This window comes from Paenibacillus sp. FSL M7-1455 (assembly GCF_038004655.1).
Classification (GTDB): domain Bacteria; phylum Bacillota; class Bacilli; order Paenibacillales; family Paenibacillaceae; genus Paenibacillus_AQ; species Paenibacillus_AQ cookii.
Genome location: NZ_JBBORO010000001.1, coordinates 2574857 through 2598621, shown reverse-complemented (window position 1 = coordinate 2598621; position 23765 = coordinate 2574857). Strand labels below are relative to the sequence as shown.

Annotated in this window: 20 protein-coding genes and 1 riboswitch; of the genes, 2 read left to right on the top strand and 18 right to left on the bottom strand. The window is 54.6% G+C overall.

What is annotated here, in order from left to right; all coding sequences use genetic code 11:
- Nucleotides 1-11: 11 nt before the first annotated feature.
- The 5 genes from NYE48_RS11950 to NYE48_RS11930 form a co-directional block, all read right to left on the bottom strand.
- The gene (locus NYE48_RS11950; RefSeq protein WP_340998803.1) at nucleotides 12-1940 is read right to left on the bottom strand and encodes an ABC transporter permease; all 1929 of its coding nucleotides are present in this window, start codon (nucleotides 1938-1940) and stop codon (nucleotides 12-14) included.
- Nucleotides 1915-2688, bottom strand: a complete 774-nt coding sequence (locus NYE48_RS11945) for an ABC transporter ATP-binding protein (protein WP_246536567.1) — start codon at nucleotides 2686-2688, stop codon at nucleotides 1915-1917. The genes NYE48_RS11950 and NYE48_RS11945 overlap by 26 nt, the downstream gene beginning before the upstream one ends.
- 171 nt (nucleotides 2689-2859) lie before the next feature.
- On the bottom strand, nucleotides 2860-3849 hold the full coding sequence (locus NYE48_RS11940; RefSeq protein WP_340998798.1) for a sensor histidine kinase: 990 nt from the start codon (nucleotides 3847-3849) through the stop codon (nucleotides 2860-2862).
- A 2-nt stretch (nucleotides 3850-3851) separates the two neighbouring features.
- A complete protein-coding gene (locus NYE48_RS11935; RefSeq protein WP_340998796.1) occupies nucleotides 3852-4553 on the bottom strand; it encodes a response regulator transcription factor in 702 nt (233 codons plus the stop codon).
- A 168-nt stretch (nucleotides 4554-4721) separates the two neighbouring features.
- Nucleotides 4722-5633 (bottom strand): LysR family transcriptional regulator, encoded by a 912-nt coding sequence (locus tag NYE48_RS11930; protein WP_340998787.1) that lies wholly within the window; start codon nucleotides 5631-5633, stop codon nucleotides 4722-4724.
- Nucleotides 5634-5829: 196 nt separating this feature from the next.
- Here NYE48_RS11930 and NYE48_RS11925 point away from each other — a divergent pair, with 196 nt between their 5' ends.
- A complete protein-coding gene (locus NYE48_RS11925) occupies nucleotides 5830-6732 on the top strand; it encodes a DMT family transporter (RefSeq protein ID WP_340998784.1) in 903 nt (300 codons plus the stop codon).
- 202 nt (nucleotides 6733-6934) lie between these two features.
- Here NYE48_RS11925 and nagZ read toward each other — a convergent pair whose 3' ends face one another.
- The 12 genes from nagZ to NYE48_RS11865 all read right to left on the bottom strand — a co-directional run bounded on the left by nagZ (nucleotide 6935) and on the right by NYE48_RS11865 (nucleotide 21704).
- Nucleotides 6935-8266, bottom strand: a complete 1332-nt coding sequence (gene nagZ, locus NYE48_RS11920) for a beta-N-acetylhexosaminidase (RefSeq protein ID WP_340998781.1) — start codon at nucleotides 8264-8266, stop codon at nucleotides 6935-6937.
- Nucleotides 8267-8291: 25 nt separating this feature from the next.
- Nucleotides 8292-9677 (bottom strand): voltage-gated chloride channel family protein, encoded by a 1386-nt coding sequence (locus NYE48_RS11915; RefSeq protein ID WP_445324068.1) that lies wholly within the window; start codon nucleotides 9675-9677, stop codon nucleotides 8292-8294.
- Between the two features lie 102 nt (nucleotides 9678-9779).
- Nucleotides 9780-9841, bottom strand: a riboswitch (Fluoride riboswitch).
- Between the two features lie 93 nt (nucleotides 9842-9934).
- Entirely contained in the window at nucleotides 9935-12322 is a 2388-nt protein-coding gene (locus tag NYE48_RS11910; protein WP_340998779.1) for a helix-turn-helix domain-containing protein, read from the bottom strand.
- A gap of 97 nt (nucleotides 12323-12419) precedes the next feature.
- Nucleotides 12420-13298, bottom strand: coding sequence for a carbohydrate ABC transporter permease (locus NYE48_RS11905; protein ID WP_036709253.1), 879 nt, complete (start codon nucleotides 13296-13298; stop codon nucleotides 12420-12422).
- Nucleotides 13299-13310: 12 nt separating this feature from the next.
- Nucleotides 13311-14255, bottom strand: coding sequence for an ABC transporter permease (locus NYE48_RS11900; RefSeq protein WP_341000645.1), 945 nt, complete (start codon nucleotides 14253-14255; stop codon nucleotides 13311-13313).
- A gap of 164 nt (nucleotides 14256-14419) precedes the next feature.
- Nucleotides 14420-16042 carry an ABC transporter substrate-binding protein gene (locus NYE48_RS11895; protein ID WP_340998776.1) on the bottom strand — a complete coding sequence of 541 codons (1623 nt, stop codon included), beginning with the start codon at nucleotides 16040-16042 and terminating at the stop codon, nucleotides 14420-14422.
- A gap of 244 nt (nucleotides 16043-16286) precedes the next feature.
- Nucleotides 16287-18050, bottom strand: coding sequence for an alpha-L-fucosidase (locus NYE48_RS11890; RefSeq protein WP_340998773.1), 1764 nt, complete (start codon nucleotides 18048-18050; stop codon nucleotides 16287-16289).
- Between the two features lie 18 nt (nucleotides 18051-18068).
- Entirely contained in the window at nucleotides 18069-19256 is a 1188-nt protein-coding gene (locus NYE48_RS11885) for a glycoside hydrolase family 88 protein (protein WP_340998771.1), read from the bottom strand.
- Between the two features lie 224 nt (nucleotides 19257-19480).
- Nucleotides 19481-19708 carry a sulfurtransferase TusA family protein gene (locus NYE48_RS11880; protein WP_340998769.1) on the bottom strand — a complete coding sequence of 76 codons (228 nt, stop codon included), beginning with the start codon at nucleotides 19706-19708 and terminating at the stop codon, nucleotides 19481-19483.
- 66 nt (nucleotides 19709-19774) lie between these two features.
- Nucleotides 19775-20887, bottom strand: a complete 1113-nt coding sequence (locus NYE48_RS11875; protein ID WP_341000644.1) for an MBL fold metallo-hydrolase — start codon at nucleotides 20885-20887, stop codon at nucleotides 19775-19777.
- Nucleotides 20888-20938: 51 nt separating this feature from the next.
- On the bottom strand, nucleotides 20939-21334 hold the full coding sequence (locus tag NYE48_RS11870) for a DsrE/DsrF/DrsH-like family protein (protein WP_036709238.1): 396 nt from the start codon (nucleotides 21332-21334) through the stop codon (nucleotides 20939-20941).
- Nucleotides 21335-21380: 46 nt separating this feature from the next.
- Complete coding sequence (locus NYE48_RS11865; protein WP_036709235.1) at nucleotides 21381-21704, bottom strand: rhodanese-like domain-containing protein; 324 nt, start codon at nucleotides 21702-21704, stop codon at nucleotides 21381-21383.
- Nucleotides 21705-21988: 284 nt separating this feature from the next.
- On the opposite strand from NYE48_RS11865, the gene NYE48_RS11860 reads away from it, so the two are divergent.
- Entirely contained in the window at nucleotides 21989-22825 is an 837-nt protein-coding gene (locus NYE48_RS11860; protein ID WP_340998766.1) for a sulfurtransferase, read from the top strand.
- A gap of 175 nt (nucleotides 22826-23000) precedes the next feature.
- Here NYE48_RS11860 and NYE48_RS11855 read toward each other — a convergent pair whose 3' ends face one another.
- Nucleotides 23001-23762, bottom strand: a complete 762-nt coding sequence (locus NYE48_RS11855) for an SDR family oxidoreductase (protein WP_340998764.1) — start codon at nucleotides 23760-23762, stop codon at nucleotides 23001-23003.
- Nucleotides 23763-23765 lie beyond the last annotated feature (3 nt).

Here is a 23765-nt window from a genome sequence, read left to right as displayed (position 1 = left end):
AGCTCCTTTCCTTACACCATCACCCTTTTCAGCTTTTGAATGTACCGCGAGCTCACCAAAACGAAATATACGGCTTGCACGACCAGGAAAGCGGCCGAAGCCAGCAGCACAGGCTGGTTCACGTCATCCAAATCGAAGCCTTCGCGCACCCGGTTGAGCACGACCAAGGTTTGGACCGCCGATACGAAGATCGGCGTGAAAAACAGCACCGCAATTTGCACGGTCGAAGATTTGCCCATCTCGCCGGACTGCAGGCCGATTTTGGACATGGCGTTATAGATTTGCTGGTCCTGCCTCAGCTCGGAATGCAGCTTGAAATACAGGAAGCTAGCCGAACATACCGACAACAATGAGGCGATAAAAACGCCGACGAAGCTCATCATGGCCGTCGCCTGTTCGTGCTGGGCGTACATTCCCCCGCGGGAAGACAGCAGGTCCGCCGATTCGCCGCTTACGTTCCGTTCATGGGCCCATTGTTCGAGCTCCAGCCCGATCTTGTATTCTTTGTCGTTTCTGCCCGGAGGCGTTTGGCCGGACCAATCGGGAACCATATAAATGTAAATGGTATAGATCCAATAGCTTCGATCGGCCGGGATTTGCTTGACCAATCCGTCATAGAGGGCGGAACTCACGACGAGAAGATTGGTGCCGTTCACCGGCGAAACCTCTTTTTGCGTACGGATTTCCTTGACGACTTCCAGCCCGGAAGACGGATTTTTCAGCTCGATCGACGAGCCTGCGGACCAGTCCGGGTTATTCCGCGCTTCCTTGTCGGACTGCACCAGGACGGCTTGTTTCCCTTCGAGCGCATCGATCTTTGCCAGCCCCAGCGCATCCGCAATGCTTTTATACACTTCCTCCGACATGACGGTAACGGTGCCTTTTCTTCCGGAGGCTGTCGCAACATAGGATTCGGTTTTGAATTTCTCGTACGTGATGCCTTTTTCTTTCAGTTTTTGCTCGACGGTTTTCAATCCGCTTTCGCCTTGCGCAGGGTCGCTGACATAATACCGGAACGGATAAGGATCTTCGTGGTACATGTTTTGCGTGCGGACATTGACGGACATGACAAATGCCACGGCCATGCAGCAAATGGCGGTGACGACGGTCACCATGAACAAAATCACCGCGTTGTCCTTGATTTTATAGGCCATTTCCGAAATCCAGATCAGGTTCGTGCCCCGCCAAGTCAAGCGCCGGCTTTTTTTGAGCATTCGGAACACAAGGACGGTAATTTGCGTGAAAAAGAAATACGTGCCCGCAATCCCCGTTGCCGCCGCGACGGCCAGGTTTTTGTCGACCGTGACATACCCGGCCGCGAGCAGCAATACCCCGAACAGGGAAATCCAAACCGAAACCTTCGGCTCTTTTTTCGGTTTGCTTCCGCCCTTCAACAGTTCGAGCACGCGGCTCTGGTTGATAAACAGCAGCGTAAAAGCCGAGATGACCAGAAACAGCAGCAAAAAAGCGCCGACCGTCAACAGAAGCGCTTTGGCCGGAAAATACAGTCCGAGCTCCTCGATCCCGATCATGCGGGCGCTAAGCGTCAAAAACAGCTTGGACAAAAGCAGCCCCGCCAACATCCCGGTAACGATCGACAATGCCCCGATGATCATGTTTTCGACGAAAACGAGTTTGCTGAGCTGGCCCTGGGTCGCTCCCAAAATGGTCAGCAGCCCGAATTCCTTGTTCCTGGCTTTCAAAAAGGAGCCGATCGAATACAGCACGAACAGGAACGCAAAAATATAAATGACGTATTCCATGATGAGCATGACCATCTGCACGTTGGAGCCAAGCTCGGTTTTATCGATATCCGGATGGAAGATGAACAGCGCATACGTAAAAAACACCATGACCATGAAGCAGCTGCTCAGGAAATAGGCAAAATACGCGCGCGCATTCCGCTTGACGTTGTTAAACGCGAATTGAGGAAAGCTCATGAGCCTGACCTCCCAAATACGAAAGCATGTCGATGATTTTCTGGAAAAAGGCTTGCCGGCTTTCGCCCCTGCGAATTTCCCCGGAAATCGTTCCGTCCTTGATGAACACGACGCGGTGGCAGTAACTGGCTGCCTGAGGGTCATGCGTGACAAGCATCATCGTGACGCCGTCGTCTTCGTTAAGTTTCTCCAGCGTCTGCATGACGATCTGCGAAGAATTCGAATCCAGCGCACCCGTCGGTTCGTCCGCCAGCAAAAGCGAAGGTTCCGGAATGATGGCGCGGGCGATCGCGGCGCGCTGCCTTTGCCCGCCCGAAATTTCATACACCCTTTTATTCAAAATCTCTTTGATGCCAAGCCTGTCGGCGATCGCTTCAAGCCGGGCTTCCATCGATTTCAGGCTTTGTTTGTCAAGCGTCAGCGGAAGGACGATGTTCTCCGCCACGGTCAGCGTATCCAGCAGGTTAAAATCCTGAAACACGAATCCGAGCTCCCGCCTGCGGAACAAAGCCAGCTCCTTTTTCTTTAAGGCATGCGGGTTGCTGCCGTTGATCAGCACGGTTCCGGAGCTTGGCGCGTCGATGGTCGAAACCATGTTCAGCAGCGTCGTTTTCCCGCTTCCCGAAGGCCCCATCACGCCGACGAACTCCCCTTTTTGAATGCTTAAGTTCACGTCCGTCAAAGCGCGGGTCGTTACTTTGCCCGGATATACTTTGCTGAGTCCCGTCACTTTTAATATTTCGGTCACAAACATCTCTCCTTCTGGGTTCCCTTCTCTCTATGTATCTCACTTTATAGCATGACCGGCTTCAAAACCATGGATTCTCCTTACCCGAACCTTAAACCTTTGTAAGGTTTTCTTCGAACCGGCCGAAGGCGGCAAAAAAAGAACGCTGCACGGATGCAGCGCCCTGATGGCTCAAGCGGTTTTAAACGTAAACCTAACGGTCGTTCCTTTGCCGGGTTCCGACTCCAACTCCACCTGGTGATCGAGCTTGCGGCACACTTCCCGGACGAGAAACAGTCCCATGCCCGTCGATTCATGGTATTGCCTGCCTTGATTACCCGTAAAATAGGGATCGAACACCCGTCCCAAATCCTCTTTGGCGATGCCGATGCCTTCGTCGCGAATTTCAAGGACGGCATGCGCTCCCTGTTTAAAGGCATGAAACGCAACCTTCTTGCCTTCGCCTTCCGAATAATTGACGGCATTGACGATGACTTGCCCGAGCACGAACGCCAGCCACTTGGCGTCGCTGATCACGGCAAGGCCAGGCGGGATTTCGATCGCCGGGTAAACCTTTTTCCGGATAAACCACTGCCTGTTTTCGGCGACGGCTTTTTCGACCGCTTCCGCAAGCGGCATGCCCTCCACCTTGAAGTCCTGCTCGAACTTGTCCAGCCTCGCCGTGTATAACGCCATCTCCAGCCCCTTTTTCAGCCGGTCGATTTCCTCCTGCAGTCCGTCCGCGATTTCATCGTCGAGATCCAGATCCTGCAGCGTGAGCTGAATGACGGAAACGGGCGTTTTCATCTGGTGAATCCAGCGGTTGATGAATGCGGTATGGTTATCGAGCCGCTGCTGAGTGCCGTAGAGCTCGTCTTTGTACAGCTGGAATTGATGGCGAAGCATATCGCTCACCGCCTCGGCCACCGGCGCTTCGCCCAGCCGGGTCAGCGATTGGTCCATGGACTGCAGCGGAGACTCCAGCCGTTCGTACAGCTTCCGATGGGTATAGTAGCGGTAAGCCAAATATAGCGCCAGCACGACGAAGCCGAGCAGCGCCCCATAAAACACGGTGAACCCAGAATGGTCCTCGACCGCTAACCAATACCACAATCCGACGATCAACATTTGCCCGGCATAAAAAAGGATTAAAGGCAGCTGTTCCCGAAAAAAAAGCCTCATCGTCATCCCTTTCCTTCCAGCCTCAGCATGTATCCTGCCCCGCGAACCGTCTCCACGGGATCATCAAACCCAAGCTCCTTCAGCTTTTTGCGGATTCTCGTAATATAGACGTTCAGGGTATTGTCGTCGATAAAATGCCGGTCTTCCCACATGAGATCCAGCAGGCGTCCGCGGCTGACGACGCGATCCGCTTTCTTCATAAGCGCCTCCACCAGGACCGATTCCTTTTGCGTAAGCTCTACCGACTGCCCCTCGTAAGTTAACATGAACCGCTCGGGGTATAATACCAATCCCGACGCTTCCACCGTCCGTTCCTCGGATTTCGCCGAATAAGAGCCGTATGCCCTCCGCAAATGGCTGCGGATTTTGGCCACGACGACCTCATAATGAAACGGCTTCGTAATGTAGTCGTCCGCTCCGTTTTCAAGCGCCATCACCTGATCCATTTCGCTTTCCCTGGCTGATATGAACAAAATCGGGCACGTCGACAGCGTGCGGATTTGGCGGCACCAATAAAAGCCGTCGAACATCGGCAGGTTGACGTCGATCAGGACCAGGTGCGGCCGCACGTCCCGGAAATCGTCCATCACCTTGGCGAAATCTTCGACCGTAAAAGCCGTATAGCCGTATTTTTGGATATGCGTTTTCAATAATGACGCGATTTTCGCATCGTCTTCAATAATGAGAATGTTTACTTGATCCACCGTTTCATCTCCGTTTCAAGCCGTTTCCCGCCGCTTTTCGATTCATGCGTACGCCGAACCGTCAACGCTTCCTATCATATACAAGGATGTGAAAAAAATCCAACCCGGCGGGAACGCAAAACCGGACAGGATCGATGCCCGGCATATCGCAGGGTTGCATTCAAAGCATCACCCATCCGATCGCAAGATGCCGGTCTGGGGCGACGGCTGCCACCCGGTCAGCCACTCTTTGGCGCAGCGGATCAGCTTTTTCGTTGCCGGGGCCGTGTTTTTGGCCGAGTTCAGGGCGATCCCGAGCGAACGGAAGCTTTGGTCCTCCAGCTCGAGCGCGACGATCCGGTTGGTTCGTCCCTGCAATATCATTTCCGGCAAAATGCTGATGCCCAGCCCGTTCTCCACCATCGCGATGATGGCATAGTCGTCCGAGGCTTGAAACGGGACGGGCGGCTTGATCCGCCCTTTCCGCAACACGCGGCGCACGTCATAATCGCTGCCCTCCTTCGGCATAATAAACGGTTCGTTCGCGATCTGGCCGTAGCGGACAAACGGCTGGTTCGCCAGCGGATGGTCCGGCGGCATGACGCACAGCATCCGATCCTGCCGCAGCGGGATGATGCGGAAGGAGTCCATCGTCGGCAGCGAAACGAATCCGAAGTCGATTTCCCCTTGCAGCAGCCACTCTTCGATTTCATGGTAATCGCCTTCGAACAGTTTGACCTCGATATTAGGATGCTGGCTTAAAAACCTTCTGATGATCCCCGGCAGCCATTGCACCGAAATGCTCGTAAACGTACCGATTCGGATCGTCCCGGTTTCGATCCCGTTAATCAGGGCCACCTCCTGCTTCAGCTGCTCCTGCACCCGGAGCATGTCCCGGATATAGGTCAGCACCCGTTCCCCGTTGTCCGTCAGCTTCACCCCGGACCGGCTCCGGCTCAGCAAAGAAAATCCGAATTCCGTCTCGAGGCTCTGGACCGCGTGGCTCACGCCCGACTGCGTCAAACCGAGCACCTCCGCGGCTTTCGTCAAGCTTCCCAGATCCACGACCTGCTTCAATATTTCGTATTTTACGAGACTCATCGCACTCACCTGTTCCCAGCAAAATAAGGCTGAAATTTTACATGAATTTTCCTCATGTTTAGAATGATAAACATTCAATTTTCTTATTTTACGATACCATTTATACTGATTCAGGCACAAGGGAAACCGATCGGGAAACGGCTTTCGTGCCGGCCGACAACCTTCATTTTTGACGTAAAGGCAGAGAAATGGGAACATGAAACAATACAAAGCGGATTTGATCATTTTACTGGTGACGTTTTTTTGGGGAACTTCCTATTCGTTCATGAAAATCGGGCTCGATACGCTGGCTCCGTTCAACTTGATCGCGCTGCGGTTCGGCGTCGCTTTCATCGCGGCAGGCGTTTTGTTCCACAAAAAACTCCGGCGCGCGGACCGCAAGGCCGTTCAATACGCGCTGCTGCTCGGAACGCTCCTTTTTGCCGTATTCGTCTGCATTATCTTCGGACTGCGGAATACATCGACATCGAACGCCGGTTTCCTGATGAGCATGACGGTCATATTCGTCCCCGTGCTGACGGCGCTGTTCCTGAAAATCAAACCGGACAAGAGGCTGATCGCCGGCATCGCGGTTGCGGTGGCGGGCATCGGGCTGCTGACGTTAAGGCCGCATGCCGCACTCCAATCCGGGGATGCGCTGTGCATTTTTGGCGCATTGTTTTTTGCCGTACATATCATCGTCACCGGCCGCGCGGGGAAAAAAGCGGATTCGGTGACCGTCGGCGTCCTGCAGCTGGGATTTGCCGCGCTTTGGGGCGGCTTGTTTTCGTTTCTTTTCGAGCAGCCCGAACTTCCGAACACCGCCGCTAGCTGGCTTTCGATCCTTGCGCTCGGCATTTTGTGCAGCGCGGTGGGTTTTGTCCTGCAAGCGATCGCCCAAAAATATACGTCGCCGACGCATACCGGCCTCATATTTGCGCTGGAGCCCGTCGTCACCGCCTTTTTCGGGATCTGCTTCCTGAAAGAGACGTTGACCATGCAGGGCTACATCGGAGCCGGGCTTGTCCTCGCCGGCGTGGCCGTATGCGAACTGGACATTCGGAAGCTTCTCGTTGGGCGCAAAAGGCCTGGGAAGTCGTCGTATCATCGGGCGGCTTAAGGATATCGTTCGGCTCGGTCATGCGAATTGTGACGACGATTCCTTGTCCCGAGCACATATTAGCGGAAGCAAACAAGCCCTGCCGGGTGCAATCAGCACCGGTCAGGGCTTTTATGTCGTTCGGCCGCGGGCGGACGGCAATCGCGTACGCAAACCGCAGCGGCCGCTTTTTGACTTAATGTCGATTTTTATGCGTCCGCGATTATTTCCGCAAACCGTATGTTTGAAGCAGCGCCGTCAAATCCTTGTTGATGCTCTGCACATCCGGGCCGGATGCCGGGCGGTCGGTCAATCCGTACGCCTGCTTCAGTTTGAGAATCGCGTAAACCCGGTTGTTCAGCACGTCCTCCGGAATCGTTCCGTCGGCTACCGCTTTTTTCAGGGCGCGGATCGCTGTTTTTTCTTTCTCGGCATCATGCCCGACCAAAACGATGTTGCCGCCGGCCAAAATCGCCTCTACCGACGCTTTGCCGATTTCGTAGTTTTTTTCGATCGCGCCCATCGTCATGTCGTCGGAGATGACCACCCCTTGAAACCCGAGCTCGTTGCGCAAAAGATCCGTGATCACTTTTTTGGAAAACGAAGCCGGGTGATCGGGATCAAGCTTCGGCATGAGCAGATGCGCGATCATGACCACATCGGCCTTGTTTTCGACGGCTTCCTTGAAGGGGATCAGCTCCAGCTTCCGGAGGCGGCTCAAATCATGGTTGACGACAGGCAGTCCGATGTGGGAGTCGACCGAGGTGTCCCCATGCCCGGGAAAGTGCTTGACGACGGGAACGACGCCTTCCTTCCGAATGCCCTCCATCGTGGCGATGCCGAGCCGGCTGACCACGTCCGCCTTGTTCCCGAACGAGCGGTCCCCGATGACCGGGTTATTCGGATTGCTGTTTATGTCCAGCACGGGAGCGAAATCCATGTTCAGCCCGAAGCCGGACAACTCGCGCCCGAGCACGGCGCCGATCCCTTGGGACAACGCCTCGCTGTTCTTCGATCCGATCGCTTTGGCGGTCGGCACCTTTGCGAACTCCTTCGGCATGCGCGTCACGCGTCCGCCCTCTTCGTCGACGCTCATCCAAAGCGGCACCGGATTCGATTGGTTGGCCGCCTTCAGGTCATTAAACAATTTCAGCGCCTGCTTGGCGTTTTCGATGTTGTTTTTATAAAAAATGAAGCCGCCGACATGATAGGATTCGATCAGCTCGCGGGTTGCATCGTTTGTTGCCGTGCCGTCCATGCCTACAAGGACCAGCTGCCCGATCTTTTCGTCCGTATGCATTTTCCCCAGCAGCTCAAGCGCCGGATCGTTCGGGACTTGATGAACGTCCCCCTGATCGTTCCCGCCGTCCTGGCCGTTTCCTTTCGAAGCGCCGGGGTCTTCCGAAGCGCCGCCGCTCCCTTGCTGTGCTTGTTGGTTCGATGTGCCTTCCCCCGGTTTGGCCGGTTGGACCTCATTCCGGTTCCCGCCGCATCCGGCCAGCAGCATGACGGCCAGCAGCAAAGCCAAACCGGTCTTCCCTATTTTTTTCACCATTCAAGGCTCCTTTCGAAAGCAGATATCATCGTCGATCTTCCCCCGTGTCATCCTTCTCGTTTCCGTTCGGCATATCGTCTTTTCCGCCTTTTTGTTGGCGCCCCTGGAACAGCAGGTTTTTCCGCGATGCCAGCGTCGTTCCCGGCGGCACGGCAATCCAGTGGCTTTTGGCGGTCCCGATGCGCTGCGAGGTGTAAATCCCGCTGTATCCTGCAAACAAATAGCTGATCAGACAAGCGATAAACATGTAGATCGCCCCGTCCGCCCCAAAGAGCTCGATGCCCATCAAAAAGCAAGCGATCGGCGTGTGGGTCGCGCCGCAAAACACCGCGATAAAACCTAACCCGGCCAAAAACGGCCCGTACATCTGGAAGACGTCGGCCAGCGTATGGCCCAGCGTAGCCCCGATCGCAAACAGCGGTGTCACTTCGCCCCCCTGAAAACCGGCGCCCAGCGTCACCGACGTAAAGATCAATTTCCACAAAAACGCAAAAACAGGCACGTCCCCGCCAAACGAATCCGTAATCAGCGGGATGCTGAGGCCCAAATAGGCGCGGGAACCGGCAATATACGCAAGGCCGATGACGATCAACCCGCCGGCGGCGCTTTTGAGCACAGGGTTCGAAAACGCTTTGGCGAACAGCTTTTTCAGCGCATGCGTCAGCTCGCTGAAACAGATGCTGGCGAGGGCAAACAGCAGCGAAGCTGCCGCGACTTTAAGGAGTACGATCAAACTAAGCTCGGGCGCGACCATGTGCGGGTACTGGACATGCTCCACTCCCCATAGACGGGTAGTGACCAGGTGGCCGACGAAGCTGGCCGTAAAACAAGGGATGAGCGCTTCGTACCGGATCAGCCCGATCGCGACGACTTCCAGGCCGAAGACCGTTCCGGAAAGCGGCGTGCCGAACACCGAGCCGAATCCGCCGCTGATCCCGCACATAAGCAGAATTTTCCGGTCGACCGGTCCGACCCGGGTCCACTTGCCGAATGCTTCGGCCAGGCTTCCGCCCATCTGCACCGCCGTTCCTTCCCGGCCGGCCGAGCCGCCGAACAAATGCGTCACGACGGTGCCGAACAACACGAGCGGCGCCATCCGCAGCGGGATGGTTTCTTTGCCGTCATGGATTTGCTCGAGAATGAGGTTGTTGCCTTTGGCGCTGTTTTTTCCGATTTTCATGTACAAATAGCTGACCAAAGCGCCGCCGGCAGGCAGCAAATATAAAAGCCAAGGGTGCGCTTCGCGGGTGTCCGTCGCGTATTCGAGCGCCAGCAGGAAAAGGGCCGAAGCCGATCCGCTTAGGAGGCCGACCGCCCCTCCGAGCCAAATCCATTTGATAAAACTCCGGAACAATGCCGCGTGCAAAAATTTCGGACCGCGGCGCCCGTTCGGATGCATCATCTTATCCATCATTTCTGTTATGCCCCTTTTGTTCAACAATATGTATAATTTTTCCTGACGCGCCGGGCAGGAGCATGAAAATAAACAGACTCCTACCAGTGCGCACGTTCATCACCGGTAGGAGTCATCAGCCTTTTCAGGCGGTTATGGCGAACTCCATCGCCTTATATTCGCTTGTTTTATTGTATACGAACGGATCGTTTTCAGTCAACAGAAAGCCTGCTTCCGTCCGCTGCCTTTTTAAGAATCTGAAAAGTTGGCTTCGGTTACCCTGCGTCATCGGCGTACGGAAGCATGTTTTCCCGGTATTTGCCCGGGGTGACGCCTTCCAGCTTCTTAAAGGCCCGGATAAAAACGACGTCGCTCGTATAGCCGACCATCTGCGCGATTTGGGCATTGGTCAGGTCCTTGTCGCCCATATGCTGCTTGGCAAGCTCGATTCTTTTTCGGACGATCGTGTCGCTGAGGTTTTTCCCGCTCTGCTTCTTATAAAAGGTCGAAACGTATTGCGGCGTCATGCCGAAACGGTCGGCCACCATGCCGAGCCCCATGTTCGGGTCGGTAAAATTCTGCTCCACGAACTCCTCCATCTCCTGCAGGAGCTGGGAGCTGTGGTCGGTCCGCTCGGTGACGAGCGACTCGGCCAGCAATTCGTAAAGCTTTTTCGTCCGCTTGTGCATGCCTTCCGCCGTTTCGTACGAAAAAATATCCTTGACCAGATCGATGTCCGGCCCCAAAATGTCATGCTGATTCGTCCCCGTCGCGTTGATGATTTTCAGGAACGTGCTCGTAATGTTAAAGAACAGGCATCGGCCGATCTCCGGCGTAATGCTGCCCGACTCGAAATTCATCGCGTAGATCGTATCCAGCAGCTTTAGGACGTTTTCCGTGTCTCCGCTGCGGACGAAGTTGATCAGCTGCACCTCGATGTCGATCGGGTAATAATAGTGGGCATGCACGTTTTTGATGTCCTGAAAATAGATGATCGTGCCGCCGCCCCGGATGATGCGGTATTCGAAGGCCGCCACCGCCTCCGCATAGCTTTCCCCGATGCTTTTCGCTCCCGAGTGGGGAAGCCCGGCGGCCACGGTAATATCCATCTTGAAGCGCTGCTCGATGACCGTTTTGAGGGACTCGCACATCTCCGCGATCACGCGTCCCGCTTCCCCGGACAGCCCCGGATCGAAGTTGTTCAGGAAAGCCACCCGATCGCGGTCGAGTTCGACGGCAAAAGACTTATGCGGACTTGGGATCATATCCGTTCCGATATTCGAGACGATAAAGCGCGCAAGCGCCCATTGTTCCTCGCTTTGCTCCGCATTAAACCCGGCGATGCTGTCAAGCTGCACGACGATGACCGAAAAGTAATCGCTTACAAATTCGATGTCCATAAACCGCAGCGACTGTCCGCCTTTCTCCGACGTATCCACGTCCATCTGTCCGCGAAGGAGGCGCGACAGGTAGTTGGAACGGATCACGGGAGTTTGGCGGGCCAACAGGCTGCGCAGGTTTTTTTCCTCGTGCAGGGAACCCTCGATCGTCTGCAAAATAAAATCGTATTCGTTGACGGACGGCTTGCCGCTCCAGTTTTTGCCGCGAAGGATCGCATTGACCGCTCTCCGCAGCGGGCTGTAATTGCGGTATGTAATCATGAACGCGGCGGACATGCCGACGGCCAGGCACAAGGCGAACAGGATGACGGCCCATTGCTTGATCAAAATGACCTGCTGCATGAACACGCTTCTCGGCGTGACCAGGACGTATTTCCAGCCTTCCTTTTTGGAGGCGGTATACGAAACCATCTTTTGTTCCCCGTTCAAGGTCTGGTTGAACAATCCCCCGCCGCCTTCGATCCGGGACAACAGCTGGGACGGGAGAGGCTCCCGGTCCGTCGCCATGATCGTCCTGCCGTCGCCGTCCACGACATAGATCGAACTGTCGCTCGCGGACTCGATCTGCGCGAACATTTCTTTGATCTGGCTTTCGTCGATCAAGGCGACAAAACTGCCTTTAATGTCTTTCCGGTCGCGTCCGGGAAGGGATTGGGCGAACGTCACGACGTTCAGCGGACTTTTGTCCAGGCTTTCCATCGGATCGTATTCCGCCCGGCGGAGCAGCGTCGCGGTAGGAAGATATGCCATCGTATGGAAGCTTCCCAGCATCTCTTCCCGCCACTGCTCGTAGGATATGCCTTGATAGCTGTAATACATGTCGTAAAACTTTCGCGAATCCGTCATGAGGCCGGACTTTAGAACGAGATCGCTATTTTCGAAATAAACGTAATAATCCAAAATGAAATTCGTGATGTTCCCGGGACGGGACATCGTATTTTGCATGAATTCGATAAACTTGTAGCGGTCCGGGCTGGACGGATCCCCGCTGAGTTTCAGCAAATATTCCAGCTTCGGATCAAAAATGATTTGCTGCGCCAATTTTTCCACTTCGTTCAATTTACCGTCAAGGGACAGCTTCAGCTGCTCCAGCATCGCCTTATTGGACCGGTTGGCCCCGTTTTCGAGGCTGGCTTCGACCTTGGTGTACAGAAAGGCGCCCATTGAAACGGGTATAAGCAAAAGAACGAGATTCGAGATCAACATCGTCATCCAAACGCTTCTCAGATTGGATATCCCCAGCGGACGAAGCAGCCATTTCAACAAGCATCACCCCTACCTTAATTTGCATTATGCAACTTACGCAAAAATGAACGATTACGTACATTATAATGCAAGCAGTAAGGGCCGGTCACCCGTTTTATTCTTTAATGGCACCAATCAAAACCCCTTTGACGAAATACTTCTGCAGGAACGGGTACAGGCAGATGATCGGCAGCGTCGACACGATGATCGTCGCGTATTTGATCGTCTCGCCGATGGCGTATTTATCGTCCGCCGCCACCCCGGTCGACATCGAATCCGTGGAGTTTGCGATCAAAATTTCCCGCAGGACAAGCTGAAGAGGATACATGGTACGGTCGCGCAAATACACCAGCGCCGAAAAATACGAATTCCAATGCCCTACCGCATACCATAAAATCATGACCGCGATAACCGGCATGGATAACGGGATCACGATCCGGAACAGGATGGTCATCTCCCCCGCCCCGTCGATTTTGGCGGATTCCTCGAGGGAAACGGGCACGCCCTGGAACGCGGTTCTCATAATGATCAGGTTAAACGTAGATATCGCTCCGGGAATGAGCAGCGCCCACGGCGTGTTCATCATGCCCAGCTTATTGACCAGAATATAGTTCGGAATCAAGCCGCCGCTGAACACCATCGTGATGACGATGCCGAACATGAGAATATTTTTGAAGTACAGGTTCCGGCGGGAGAGGACGTACGCTCCAAGCGCCGTCATGAACAGGTTGATTGCCGTCCCGGCCGCGACGTAAAATAGCGTGTTCCTGTAGCCGCTCGTGATCATCGGGTTATCAAAAACAGCTTTGTATGCGTCCAGATTGAACCCAAGCGGCTTCAGCAGCATGCCCCGGTGTTGGATGAAAGCGGATGCCTCGCTGAGGGAGGCAAACAGAACATACAAAAACGGGTATAACGTGACGAAGCAAAGCAGCAGCATCAGGATCGTGTTGACGACCCCGAATATTTTTTCGCCGGTTGTTTGTGCGCCCATCGTTTGGCCTCCTTACCACAATTTGTTTTCGGATACGCGTTTGCTGACGGCGTTTGCCGAAACGATCAGAATCAAGCTGATGACCGAGTTGAACAAGCCGACGGCCGTCGTGAAGCTGTAGCTCGCCTCCAGTACCCCTTTGCGGTACACGTAAGTGGAAATGACATCGGCCGTTTCGTAGGTGAGCGGATTGTAAAGAAGCAGCACCTTTTCGCTGCCGACCGAAAGCAGATGGCCCATGTTCAGAATCAGCATGATGACGATCGTCGGCATGATGCCCGGGATCGTAATATGGAAAATCTGCTTCCACCGGCTCGCGCCGTCGATTTTGGCCGCTTCGTAGAGCGTCGGGTCGATGTTGGCGATCGCCGCCAAATAGATGATCGAACCCCAGCCCACGCCCTGCCAAATGCCGGAGGATACGAAAATAAACCGGAACCAGCCCGCTTCCTTCAGGAAATCGATCGGCTCGACGCCGATAAACCCAAGCAGTTGATTGATCAAGCCGTCGCGGCTCAAAAAGTCGAACATCATCCCTGCCACCACGACGATCGAAATGAAGTGGGGCAGATAGGAAATCGTCTGGACGAACCGCTTGAACAGCATTTTGCGGATTTCGTTTAACAGCAGCGCCAAAATAATGCCGGCCGGGAACCCGAAAATCAGGTCGTACACGTTCAGGAGCAGCGTGTTTCGGATCAGTCTCCAGAAATACACGCCGTTAAAAAAGCTGTCGAAGTGCTTGAACCCGACCCATGGGCTGCCCCAAATGCCGCTGGCCGGCGAATAATCCTTAAAAGCGATTTGCAGGCCGTACATCGGACCGTAATGAAAAATGACGTAATAAGCGATGACCGGGAGCGCCATCAAATAGATGACCCAGTTGCGGCGCAGATCCTTTCGGATCGTTTGGGCGGTGGAGAGATCGTTTTTGGGCTTGGCGGAACGCTTGTTCATCGGCTTGTTTTTGCTTATCTGCCACATGCTTATCCCTGCCTTTCTGTAGGATTCCGGATGAAATAGGAGCCTGATGGTAAGTGCGAAACGAATTGTCTTCCCCTATTTTTAGAAAAGCCGGGGGATGAGCGTTCATCCCCCGACCCTGAATCGCGTTCATGCCATTAGCGTTTGTTGAACCGGTCAAGGGCTGCCTGCTGGATCTTGATCGCGTCTTCGATGCCCATAGCCTCGATTTTCTTCACGTATTTATCGAAATTATCGAGCGGTTCGGCGCCCATGATGAATTTCAGGAACATTTCGTCCCGGTACGTATTGATGTCCGTCATGATCGAAGCGTATTGCGAGCTTTCGTCTTTGGTCGGCGTCACGAGCGGCATTTTGCGTTCGCCGGTCGGCTGGGACCAAATTTCGAGCGCTTCGCGCTGGTTCGGCAGCGCCAGGTATTGCATTTGGAAATCGTCGCTGAGCACGAACGGCGCGCTCCACGTCGAGCGGTTATGCTTCGCGAAGGATTGCTGCAAGCTTACGCCGCTTGGCGGGTTCAGGACCTCCGGCAAAAAGACCGGCTTGCCGTTTTCCATTTTGTAAGCTTCGCCTTCCTTGCCGTAGTTAAACAGCAAGTTTCCTTTTTCGCCGTACGCGTAATCCAGCCATTTCACGGTTTCGATCGGGTTCGGGTTGCTGGTCGAAATCGCCGCGCCGATGCCGTTCGTCGCAAAGTCCTTTTGGCCCCAGATCGCTTTATCCCCTTTGTTCAACACCGGATAAGGAGCCGCCACCAGATTAAACGTCGGGTCTTTATCCTTCATCAGGTTGGCGTATTTGCCGATGCCGCCTCCGTTGTAGGTCGGCGCCGCGCCGAGCTGGTTGCCCGTCATTTTGGCATCGAACAGCTTGTCGTTCGGCGCCGCGAAGTCCTTGTCGAGCAAACCTTCCTTGTACCATTTGTTCATCGTCGTCAAAAATTCTTTGTATTCCGGCTGGATCGGACCGTATTTCACCTGGTTGTCGACTTGGTAGAACCCGTAGTTGATTCCCCAGGCCCCCAGGAATGGCGCGTCGATGCCCACGTCGTCTTTCGTGAAATACAGCGGGATTTCGTCCGCCTTGCCGTTGCCGTTCGGGTCTTTTTCTTTGAATGCCTTCAGCACCGTATACCATTCGTCGATCGTCGTCGGCTTTTGCAGCCCGAGCTTATCCAGCCAGTCCTGCCGGATGGCCGGCCCGTAGAATACCCGGACTTTTTCGCCGCCGCGGAAAAACGGGAACATATACAAGCTGCCGTCATCCGTCGTCACTTGCTTTTTCCAATCCGGATGCTCTTCCAGCAACTTCTTCAAATTCGGCGCATATTGATCGATCAGATCGTTTAATTTAATGATTTTGTTGTCCTGGATCGCTTTTTCCGGTCCGCCCGGATAGCCGATCCAGGACGTCTCGATGACGTCGGGCAGCTTATCGGATACCATCATCAGGTTAAACTGCTCGGCCGCTTGCGCGGAGTCCGTCGGCGGGTGCTGGAAATCGACTTTGACGCCGGTAATGTTTTCAAGCTCTTTGTACATGCCCATTTCGGCGTACGTTTTCATTTGGGCCGCAGCCGCAGAGTGCATGCTTACCCAATACGTCAGATGCGTGAGCTTTTCGGGTTCGCCCGATTTGCCTTCCGCGGAAGTTCCCCCTTTTGCTTGATCTCCTCCGGAACTGCTTCCGCATGCCGCAAGCGATAAAACCAATGTGGCCGCCAAAAGCGCAGTCCCGATTTTTTTGCCTCTTTTTACCATGTAAGCGCCTCCCTTTTGATCGTTTCTAAACTATCCGGAGCTTGGTTCATTTCGTCCAGCCGGTATCCAAAGTATAGGGAACGCCCCCGCCGGCAAGATACTGGAAGTTTTTCATAAACCTTATATTTTCGTAAGATTGAGGACTGACGATTCTTATTTTTTTCAGCCTTTTTTTAATATTAAAATTGTACAGAATCGCGTCAAACCCTTGTCGGGACGGCGTTTTTGAGGATCGTGAAATTCGTCAGCCGTCCACCCGCACCAGCCTCAACGCCCGCAGCTTGACCGCATCGGCGTGCCAAATTTCCGTGAATTTCGGCGCCGGATCCTTCAGCCTCGACGAGAGCAACGTCAACGTATGGACGCCCGCCTGATCCCAGGTAAATTGTCCCATTCGCGACAGCACGGCCGTATACGGATGCTGGCACGAAGGCGAATCGGAATCCGCCAAATCTTCCCGGGGATCCACGGCGATCACTTGACCTGCCGATTCCAGCAAAATCGGTTCCGGATACAGACCGTTCCATGCCTGATCATGGCGTTTGAAGCTGACCAGCAGCAGTTCGTAGGTTCCCGGCTTTACCAGCTTAAACGTCCATTCCGCGCCCCGGATGACGGGAATGCCCGCTTCTTCGTCGGCTTCCCGGACCAGGCTGATTTTGGCATGCGGCACTTCCAGCTGGAATACGCCGCCCGGCATCTGCGTCAGGGTGCGGTCGAAGTCGTTTTCCCCTTCGAGTTCCAAGGCGACGACGGATACATATTGATCCGCGGGCTCGTCAGGCAACCGGATTTCGAGCGTATGAAGCTCCAGCTCCTCATCGTAAGCCTGTTCGAATTCAAGCTCGGTACGGCTCTGATCGGCCAAGCAGTAGGCGCGCAGCACCCGGTTTCGGATTCCGCCGAGCCGCAGGCCGTTTGCCGGCCATTTATCGTTGTGGACGTGAAGATAGACCCGCCCCGGCCGGGTGGTCAACGCCCCCCATTCAAGCTCCACGGGAAAAGGGCTCCCGTCCGTTCCGTAGATGGCCTCGGCATTTCGGCCGGTCCATTCCCCAACCTCGCGCAGACGTTCCGCGGAGAGCTCGGGAATCGTGCCTTGCGGCATCGGGCCGACGTTCAGCAGCAGGTTTCCGCCTTTGCCGATGACGTTCACGAGCTTTTTGATGAGCGAATCCGCCGTTTTCCACACCTGATCCTTGGTGGTATATCCCCAGGACTGGTTCAGCGTCATCGGCGTTTCCCACGGCCGGGTATCCTCCCCGCTCATGCCGATTTCGTTGTCGCCCTTGGATACGAAGTCTCCCATGCCCATGAAATGGGACACCCGGGAGTTGATCAGGCAATCGGGCTGGAGGCTGCGCACATGGCGGACGATGTCCTTGCTGTCTTCTTCGGACAACCCTCCGGCGGTGTCGAACCAAAGCAACCCCACCCTGCCGTATTCCGTCAGCAGCTCCTTCAGCTGGGGTTTCGCTTTGCCTTCGAAATATTCCGCAAAACGCTTCTCCTCCAGCTTGTAATCCCAAGTATTGTTATGCTCTTTATGCAGCGCATGCGGGTGATGCCAGTCGATGACATGCGAATAATAAAAGCACAAGACGATTCCAGCTTCTGCGCAGGCTTCAGCCAATTCCTTCAAAGGGTCGCGGCCGAACGGCGTGGCGTCCACGATGTTAAACGGATCGGCTTTCGAGCCGTACATGGCGAAGCCGTCGTGGTGTTTGGCGGTAATGACGATGTAACGCATGCCCGCTTCCTTTGCCAACGCCACCCACGCTTTCGCGTCGAATTCGGTCGGGTTGAACCTTTGCGCCAGCTTCTCGTATTCGCGGACGGGCGTTTTTTGCGCATACATGATCCATTCGCCCTGCGCGGGAAGCGCATACAATCCCCAGTGGATGAACATGCCGAATCGCGCCGCCGTCCACCATGCCGTTCGCGGGTCGCGTTCCGCCGTTCGGTTTTGTTCTTCCTGGCCTGTGCTGCCTGCTTTGCTTATGCCCATGATGTTCACGCTCCTTTCCTACCAGTACGGCTTCCAGTCTCTCGTGACCCGGACAAGCGCTTCGTGCATGTAATAATCGCCCCAAATGCAGCATTCGTCCACGCCGTTGTTCCCCGGTTTGCTGTATACCGCATGGAGCAATATCCCGTTCGACTCCGGCACGTCCGTCGTCATGTAATTTTCGATCAAGGATTCCAGAATCTTTAGCGCGGCATTTTCGTACTTCCGCTTCAGCGGTTCGGTCAACGGGAGATGCGCCGCGGCTTCCAGCAGCCCGCAGACGGCAATGGCGGCGGCAGAGCTGTCCCTTTCTTCCGGCCCTTCGGTAAAGATCAAATCCCAGTAGCAGACAAAATCCTCCGGAAGCCGGTTCAGGAAATAATTCGCGATTTTCGTCGTCAAATCGAGGAGTTCCGTTTCCCCGGTGTAGCGGTAAGACAGCGGAAAGCCGTAAATCCCCCAGGCCTGCCCCCGCGACCAGCATGAATCGTCGGAATAGCCTTGGGCGGTCTTCCCGTATTTCGGGTCGCCCGTTTCGGCGTCCATATAATAGGTGTGATAGCTGGAGGCATCCTCCCGAATGAGATATTTGGCCGACATGCGGACATGGGAATGGGCGGCATCGTAAAATTTCCGGTCCCCGGATTCTTCGCTGGCCCAATAAAGCAGCGGCAAATTCATCAAGCAGTCGATGATCATCCGGCCGCGCTGCCTCGGATCGTCCAAATTGCCCCAGGCCTGGATGATGCCCGCTTGGTCCAGATAACGGATATACAGAAGTTCGGCGGCGTCCAAAGCTATCTGCTTCGCTTCTTCGTTGCCGGTCAGCTTATACGCCGATACGCAGGAAAGCGTATACAGAAAACCGAGGTCATGCGTATTCGTATATCGCCGTTCTTCGATCCGCTGCTTGTAGCTGGACAGCTGCTTTTCCGCCGCTTGCCGATATTTTTCGTTTCCGGTGGTCTCGTAAGCAAGCCACAGCATTCCCGTCCAAAAAGCCGGCGTCCACTCCGTATTCCCGACCTGCCGGTAAACGTTGCCCGTGCTGGCTTCGGACGGAAAGGTGCCGATGAACGTTTCCAAATTGCGGTCGATTTGACCCAAAATAAAAGACAATGCTTCTTCGCACCTTTTTTTCGTCAAGCGGGGCGCGTCGTCATACCTGCCGGCGGCCAGGATTCCTTCGTCAATGACTTGCTTCATGCCTGCACTCCTCCCAAACATTCAATTGGTGTTCGGATCAAATTGTAGCCAGTACGAGCGAAACGGGCAATCTTTATCTTTTTGGATGCACTGCCGTTTTTACTCCATGCGGGCGGGGGTTGAAAAAAAGTCGATGCCCCTTAAAAATCGTCGGCACAGAAAAAAAACGTAAGGCCGGCCGCTTGCGAATCAAGCGCCGGCCTTACGTTTGACGTCCAGAAGGTTTATTTTTTCTGAATCCAAAAAGTCAAAATTCCGTTCTCTTCCCGGCTCTCCAACAGTTTATGCCCCGTGGAGTTGGCCCAAGCCGCAAGGTCGTTTCGGGCCCCTTTGTCGGTTGCCTGCACTTCGAGAATTTGTCCCGACGCAAGCTCGTCGATCGCTTGTTTCGTTCTGACGATCGGCATCGGGCAGGCTAAGCCTTTGGCATCCAGCTGTTTATCCGCGTTCATCGGTTTTCCTCCTTAATAAATGGAACTGAAAATATATCGGCCTTAACGATCATGCAGGTTCAACGATCAATCATGGACGGCACAGCGGTTCGGTCCGGTCTCCATCTCGCGCTGCGTCTCTTCGTCGGGGCTGATTTTCCCCATGTTGGTCTGGCGGATTTCCCGGTAAGCATGCGGCTGCGGCGGCAACTGTTCCGTTACCGTCTGCCGGAAGGTTTGCTCGTCTTCTAGCTTGAGCCCGGGGTTTTGCCGATACAAATCGCCCAGCTTGGCCGAAACCGCCCCCGTCCGGTCCATCTCCGCAACCGTGCCGAAATGGGCGGGCAGGACGATCAGTTCCTCCGGCAGGCCGCTATACAGACCGTATAGTGTGTTCCGCAAATCCCCGACCCAATCTTCCGCTTTCCCGGCGAGATCGGGACGGCCGATGGAAGCGACGAACAAAATGTCTCCCGTCAACAGATATCGATCATCCACCAGCAGCGTCGTGCTGCCGAGCGTATGCCCGGGCGAATACATCGGTCGGACATCCGTATGGCCGATTCTGAGGTCTCGTCCTTCGGTAAGCGGCAGGTATGAAAATACGACTTCGTCCGCATCCTGCGGCGGAAGGAAATAGGATGCGCCGGTTCGCCCCGCAAGTTCACGTCCGCCCGAAATATGGTCGGCATGCAGATGGGTATCTACGATGTGTTGAATGCGAATGCCCCGTTCCCTTGCAAAATCGATATAAGGCTGCACCATGCGGGCTGCATCCACCACGACGGCTTCCCCCTCGGAAACGATCATGTACGACAGGCATCCTTTTCCGAGGCGGTTAAACTGGTATATTTCTCCGCCGTTTTTCAGATCCCCGGCCTTCACCGGCACCAGAAGTTCGCCCCACCGCTTCATCCCGCCTTCCAGGTAATGCACCTCGCTTCGTCCCGCTTCCGCGATCCGTTCCGCGATAAACCTGGAGGAGCCTTCCTTGGCGCACACGACCAGCAGCCGCTCGCCTTCCGGGATCCGCTTGAGCGCAGGCTCGACGCTATCCAGCAGGTCGAAATACGGTATGTTGATGATTTCCAACGCTTGTCCTTCGATTTTCCAATCCTTGAATTCGGTTTCGTTGCGCACATCCAGCACGAACAGCTTCTCCTGCCGGGTGATGATGCGGCCCAACTCATCAGGAGTCATGTTGACCGGTAAAGTTTGTGGATTGTTATCCATCGCATCTCCCTCCAATGGTTAGAACGACAGGCTGATGTTCGCGTCTTTGGCAAAATCGATAAAGCTCGCCGCCCCGCCAACTTCGGTTCCTTCGATCAAGTCCTCGAGCTTCAAGCCCATGACGTCCATCGTCATTTGGCAGGCGATGATTTTGACGCCGAGCTCCCGCGCCATATTCACGAGTTCGGGAATCGGGGGGACGTTCGCTTTGGCGAAGCCGTCCGCGAAATGTTCGGTGCCGGCCGGCATCGGCAGCTGCCTCATCGCCTTTTGATGAATCAGGTTCAACCCTTCAAAGGTAAAAAAGATGCCGACTTCGGCGTCGCTAGCGGCGGCCGCGGTTGCGATATTAAAAACTTTGTAAGCGTCGAACATGCCGCCGTTTGCCGCGATGATCGCTACTTTGTTTCCCATGTTTTGTTCCTCCCAATACTGGTTTGTAGTGCGCATCGTGCGCCATTTAATCTCGGACGACTTCGCCTTTCCAGCTCAGCATGCCGCCGGACATATTTTGCAGTTTCCGGTGTCCGCGAGAGGCCAGAAATTCGCAGGCTTGCCGGCTTCGTCCGCCGCTGCGGCAGATCAGGATCGCGTCTTTGCCGCGCTCGATTTCGTCATGCCGAACTTCGAGCTGGCTCAGCGGGATCAGCTTCACGCCGGGAATGTGGCCTTCCTTGTACTCATCCAACTCCCGGACGTCAATCAGCTGGACGTCTCCGCGGCCGCTTCGAATCAGCTCTTCCACTTTTTCGGGCATAATCTCCATCCAAGTTTGGTTTGACATTCGGCGAACCTCCTTTCTTCCTAATACCCCTATGGGTATAAAATGATGATAAAGAAAAACGTCATGCGACGTCTTTATCAGGGTCCTCTTTTAACAACTCATGTTTTGTATACCCCCATGGGTATAAGTCTAACCAGTCTTTCTATCCTTTGTCAAGCCCGAACGGAGGAAAGAGATCCGACTTTTTGCTGGTGAAAACGGACCGGAACTCGATATAATGAGGATATTCATTGGAGTTGAACCATTGACCTGATCCCTATTTTAACTAAGGCGGTGTAATAACCATGAACGCAATCGTAAGCAAACCTTGGGTGCTCGCCCGCATGTACGAACCGGATGTGACCATCGTGGATTGCAGATTCGAACTCGGAAAACCCGAAGCCGGAAAAGAAGCTTATGAACGAGAGCATATCCCCGGGGCTATTTACCTCGATTTGGAGAAAGATCTTTCTTCCCCCGTGCGCGAGCATGGCGGCCGCCATCCCTTACCCGACCCGGAAGAGCTCAGCCGTACTTTGGCCAAAAACGGGATCACGCCCGAAACGCGGATCATCGCGTACGACGATCAAGGCGGCATTTATGCGTCCCGGTTATGGTGGCAGCTGAAATATATGGGGCATGGGCAAGCTTTTGTCATGAACGAAGGTTTCAGCGCCTGGAAGGCTGCGGGTTATCCGGTGACGGCGGATCAGCCGATCCGCGTGCCCGCAAGCTACAGCTACACGCTGCATCCTGAGCTGCTTGCGAGCATGGAAGACGTGCGCCGCGCGGCAGGCCGGGATGACGCCATCGTCATCGACTCCCGTGATCCTCGGCGCTACCAAGGTTTCGATGAAACGATGGATCCCGTGGCCGGACACGTCCCGGGCGCCAAAAATAAATTTTGGAAGCTTCTCTTGGACGAACACGGCAAGCGGATCGATGTTTCGCGGCTGCAGGAGCATTACAAAGCATTTCCGCGGGACAAGGAGATCATTGTCTATTGCGGTTCCGGCGTATCCGCCTGCCCGAACTTCATCGGGCTGAAAGAGGCGGGATACGAAAATGTAAAGCTGTATGCGGGAAGCTGGAGCGACTGGATCTCGTACAGCGAAAACCCCGTGGCGACTGGGGAAGAGTAAGAATCATAAACCCTCATCGGATGCAGGCCGGCGCAGCGCCAAGTCCCCGTGGGGCCGGGGAGCGCAGCCCTTTCGGACAAAAAAGGAAAAACTCGCCGGAATATCCGCGAGTTTTTCTTTTTTTATGCCCGTGCGCAGCCGAAGCAACTGTTGCATGGATCGTATCTGTTGAACGTTATTCAATCATATTTTTCGTGGCCTGATACATATTTTCCGTGTACCGATCGATTTCGTCCCGCGACATGCGCAAGCGATCTGCGGAAGTGCCGTATCCGATTTCCGTTTCCCCTTCTTTCAATCCTTCAAAAATGCCGTCTGCAAAGGCGTCCAATGGTTCCCCGTGGACATGCAGACCCGCCCCGCCCAAATCCGTATTCACGGCCGGAGGAGCGATTTCAATGACTTCGACCGGCGTTTCGGAAAGCTGATGTCTCAGGCTCATCGTAAACGAATGCAGCGCCGCTTTGGTGGCCGAATAAATCGGAGCAATCGCAAACGGAGTAAAAGCGAGCCCCGATGTGACGTTTACGATGGCCGCATATTCTTTTGCCGCAAAAAACGGAGCGAACAGCATGGAGAGATGGAATGGCGCATCGATGTTGGTCGTGATTTCTTGGCTGAAATAACTCCAATCGTTTTTCGCATCCGCTTTGAGCACGTTAAACCGTTGCTGAATGCCTGCGTTGTTCACGAGCACGTTCACTTCCGGATAGTTCGCGGTGACCCAATCAAACAACGATGCCCGCTCGGACACGATCCCTATGTCGCACACGCGAGTAATAAGGCCGGGGAGTTTTTCTTTCGCAGCTTGAAGCGCGTGTTCGCGGCGTCCGCAAACGATCACTTGGTTTCCCGCTTTAATAAAACGTTCCGCAAAAGCGAGCCCGATTCCGGTACTTCCGCCGGTAATAAGTATGGTGTTTCCCGATAGTTTCATCTT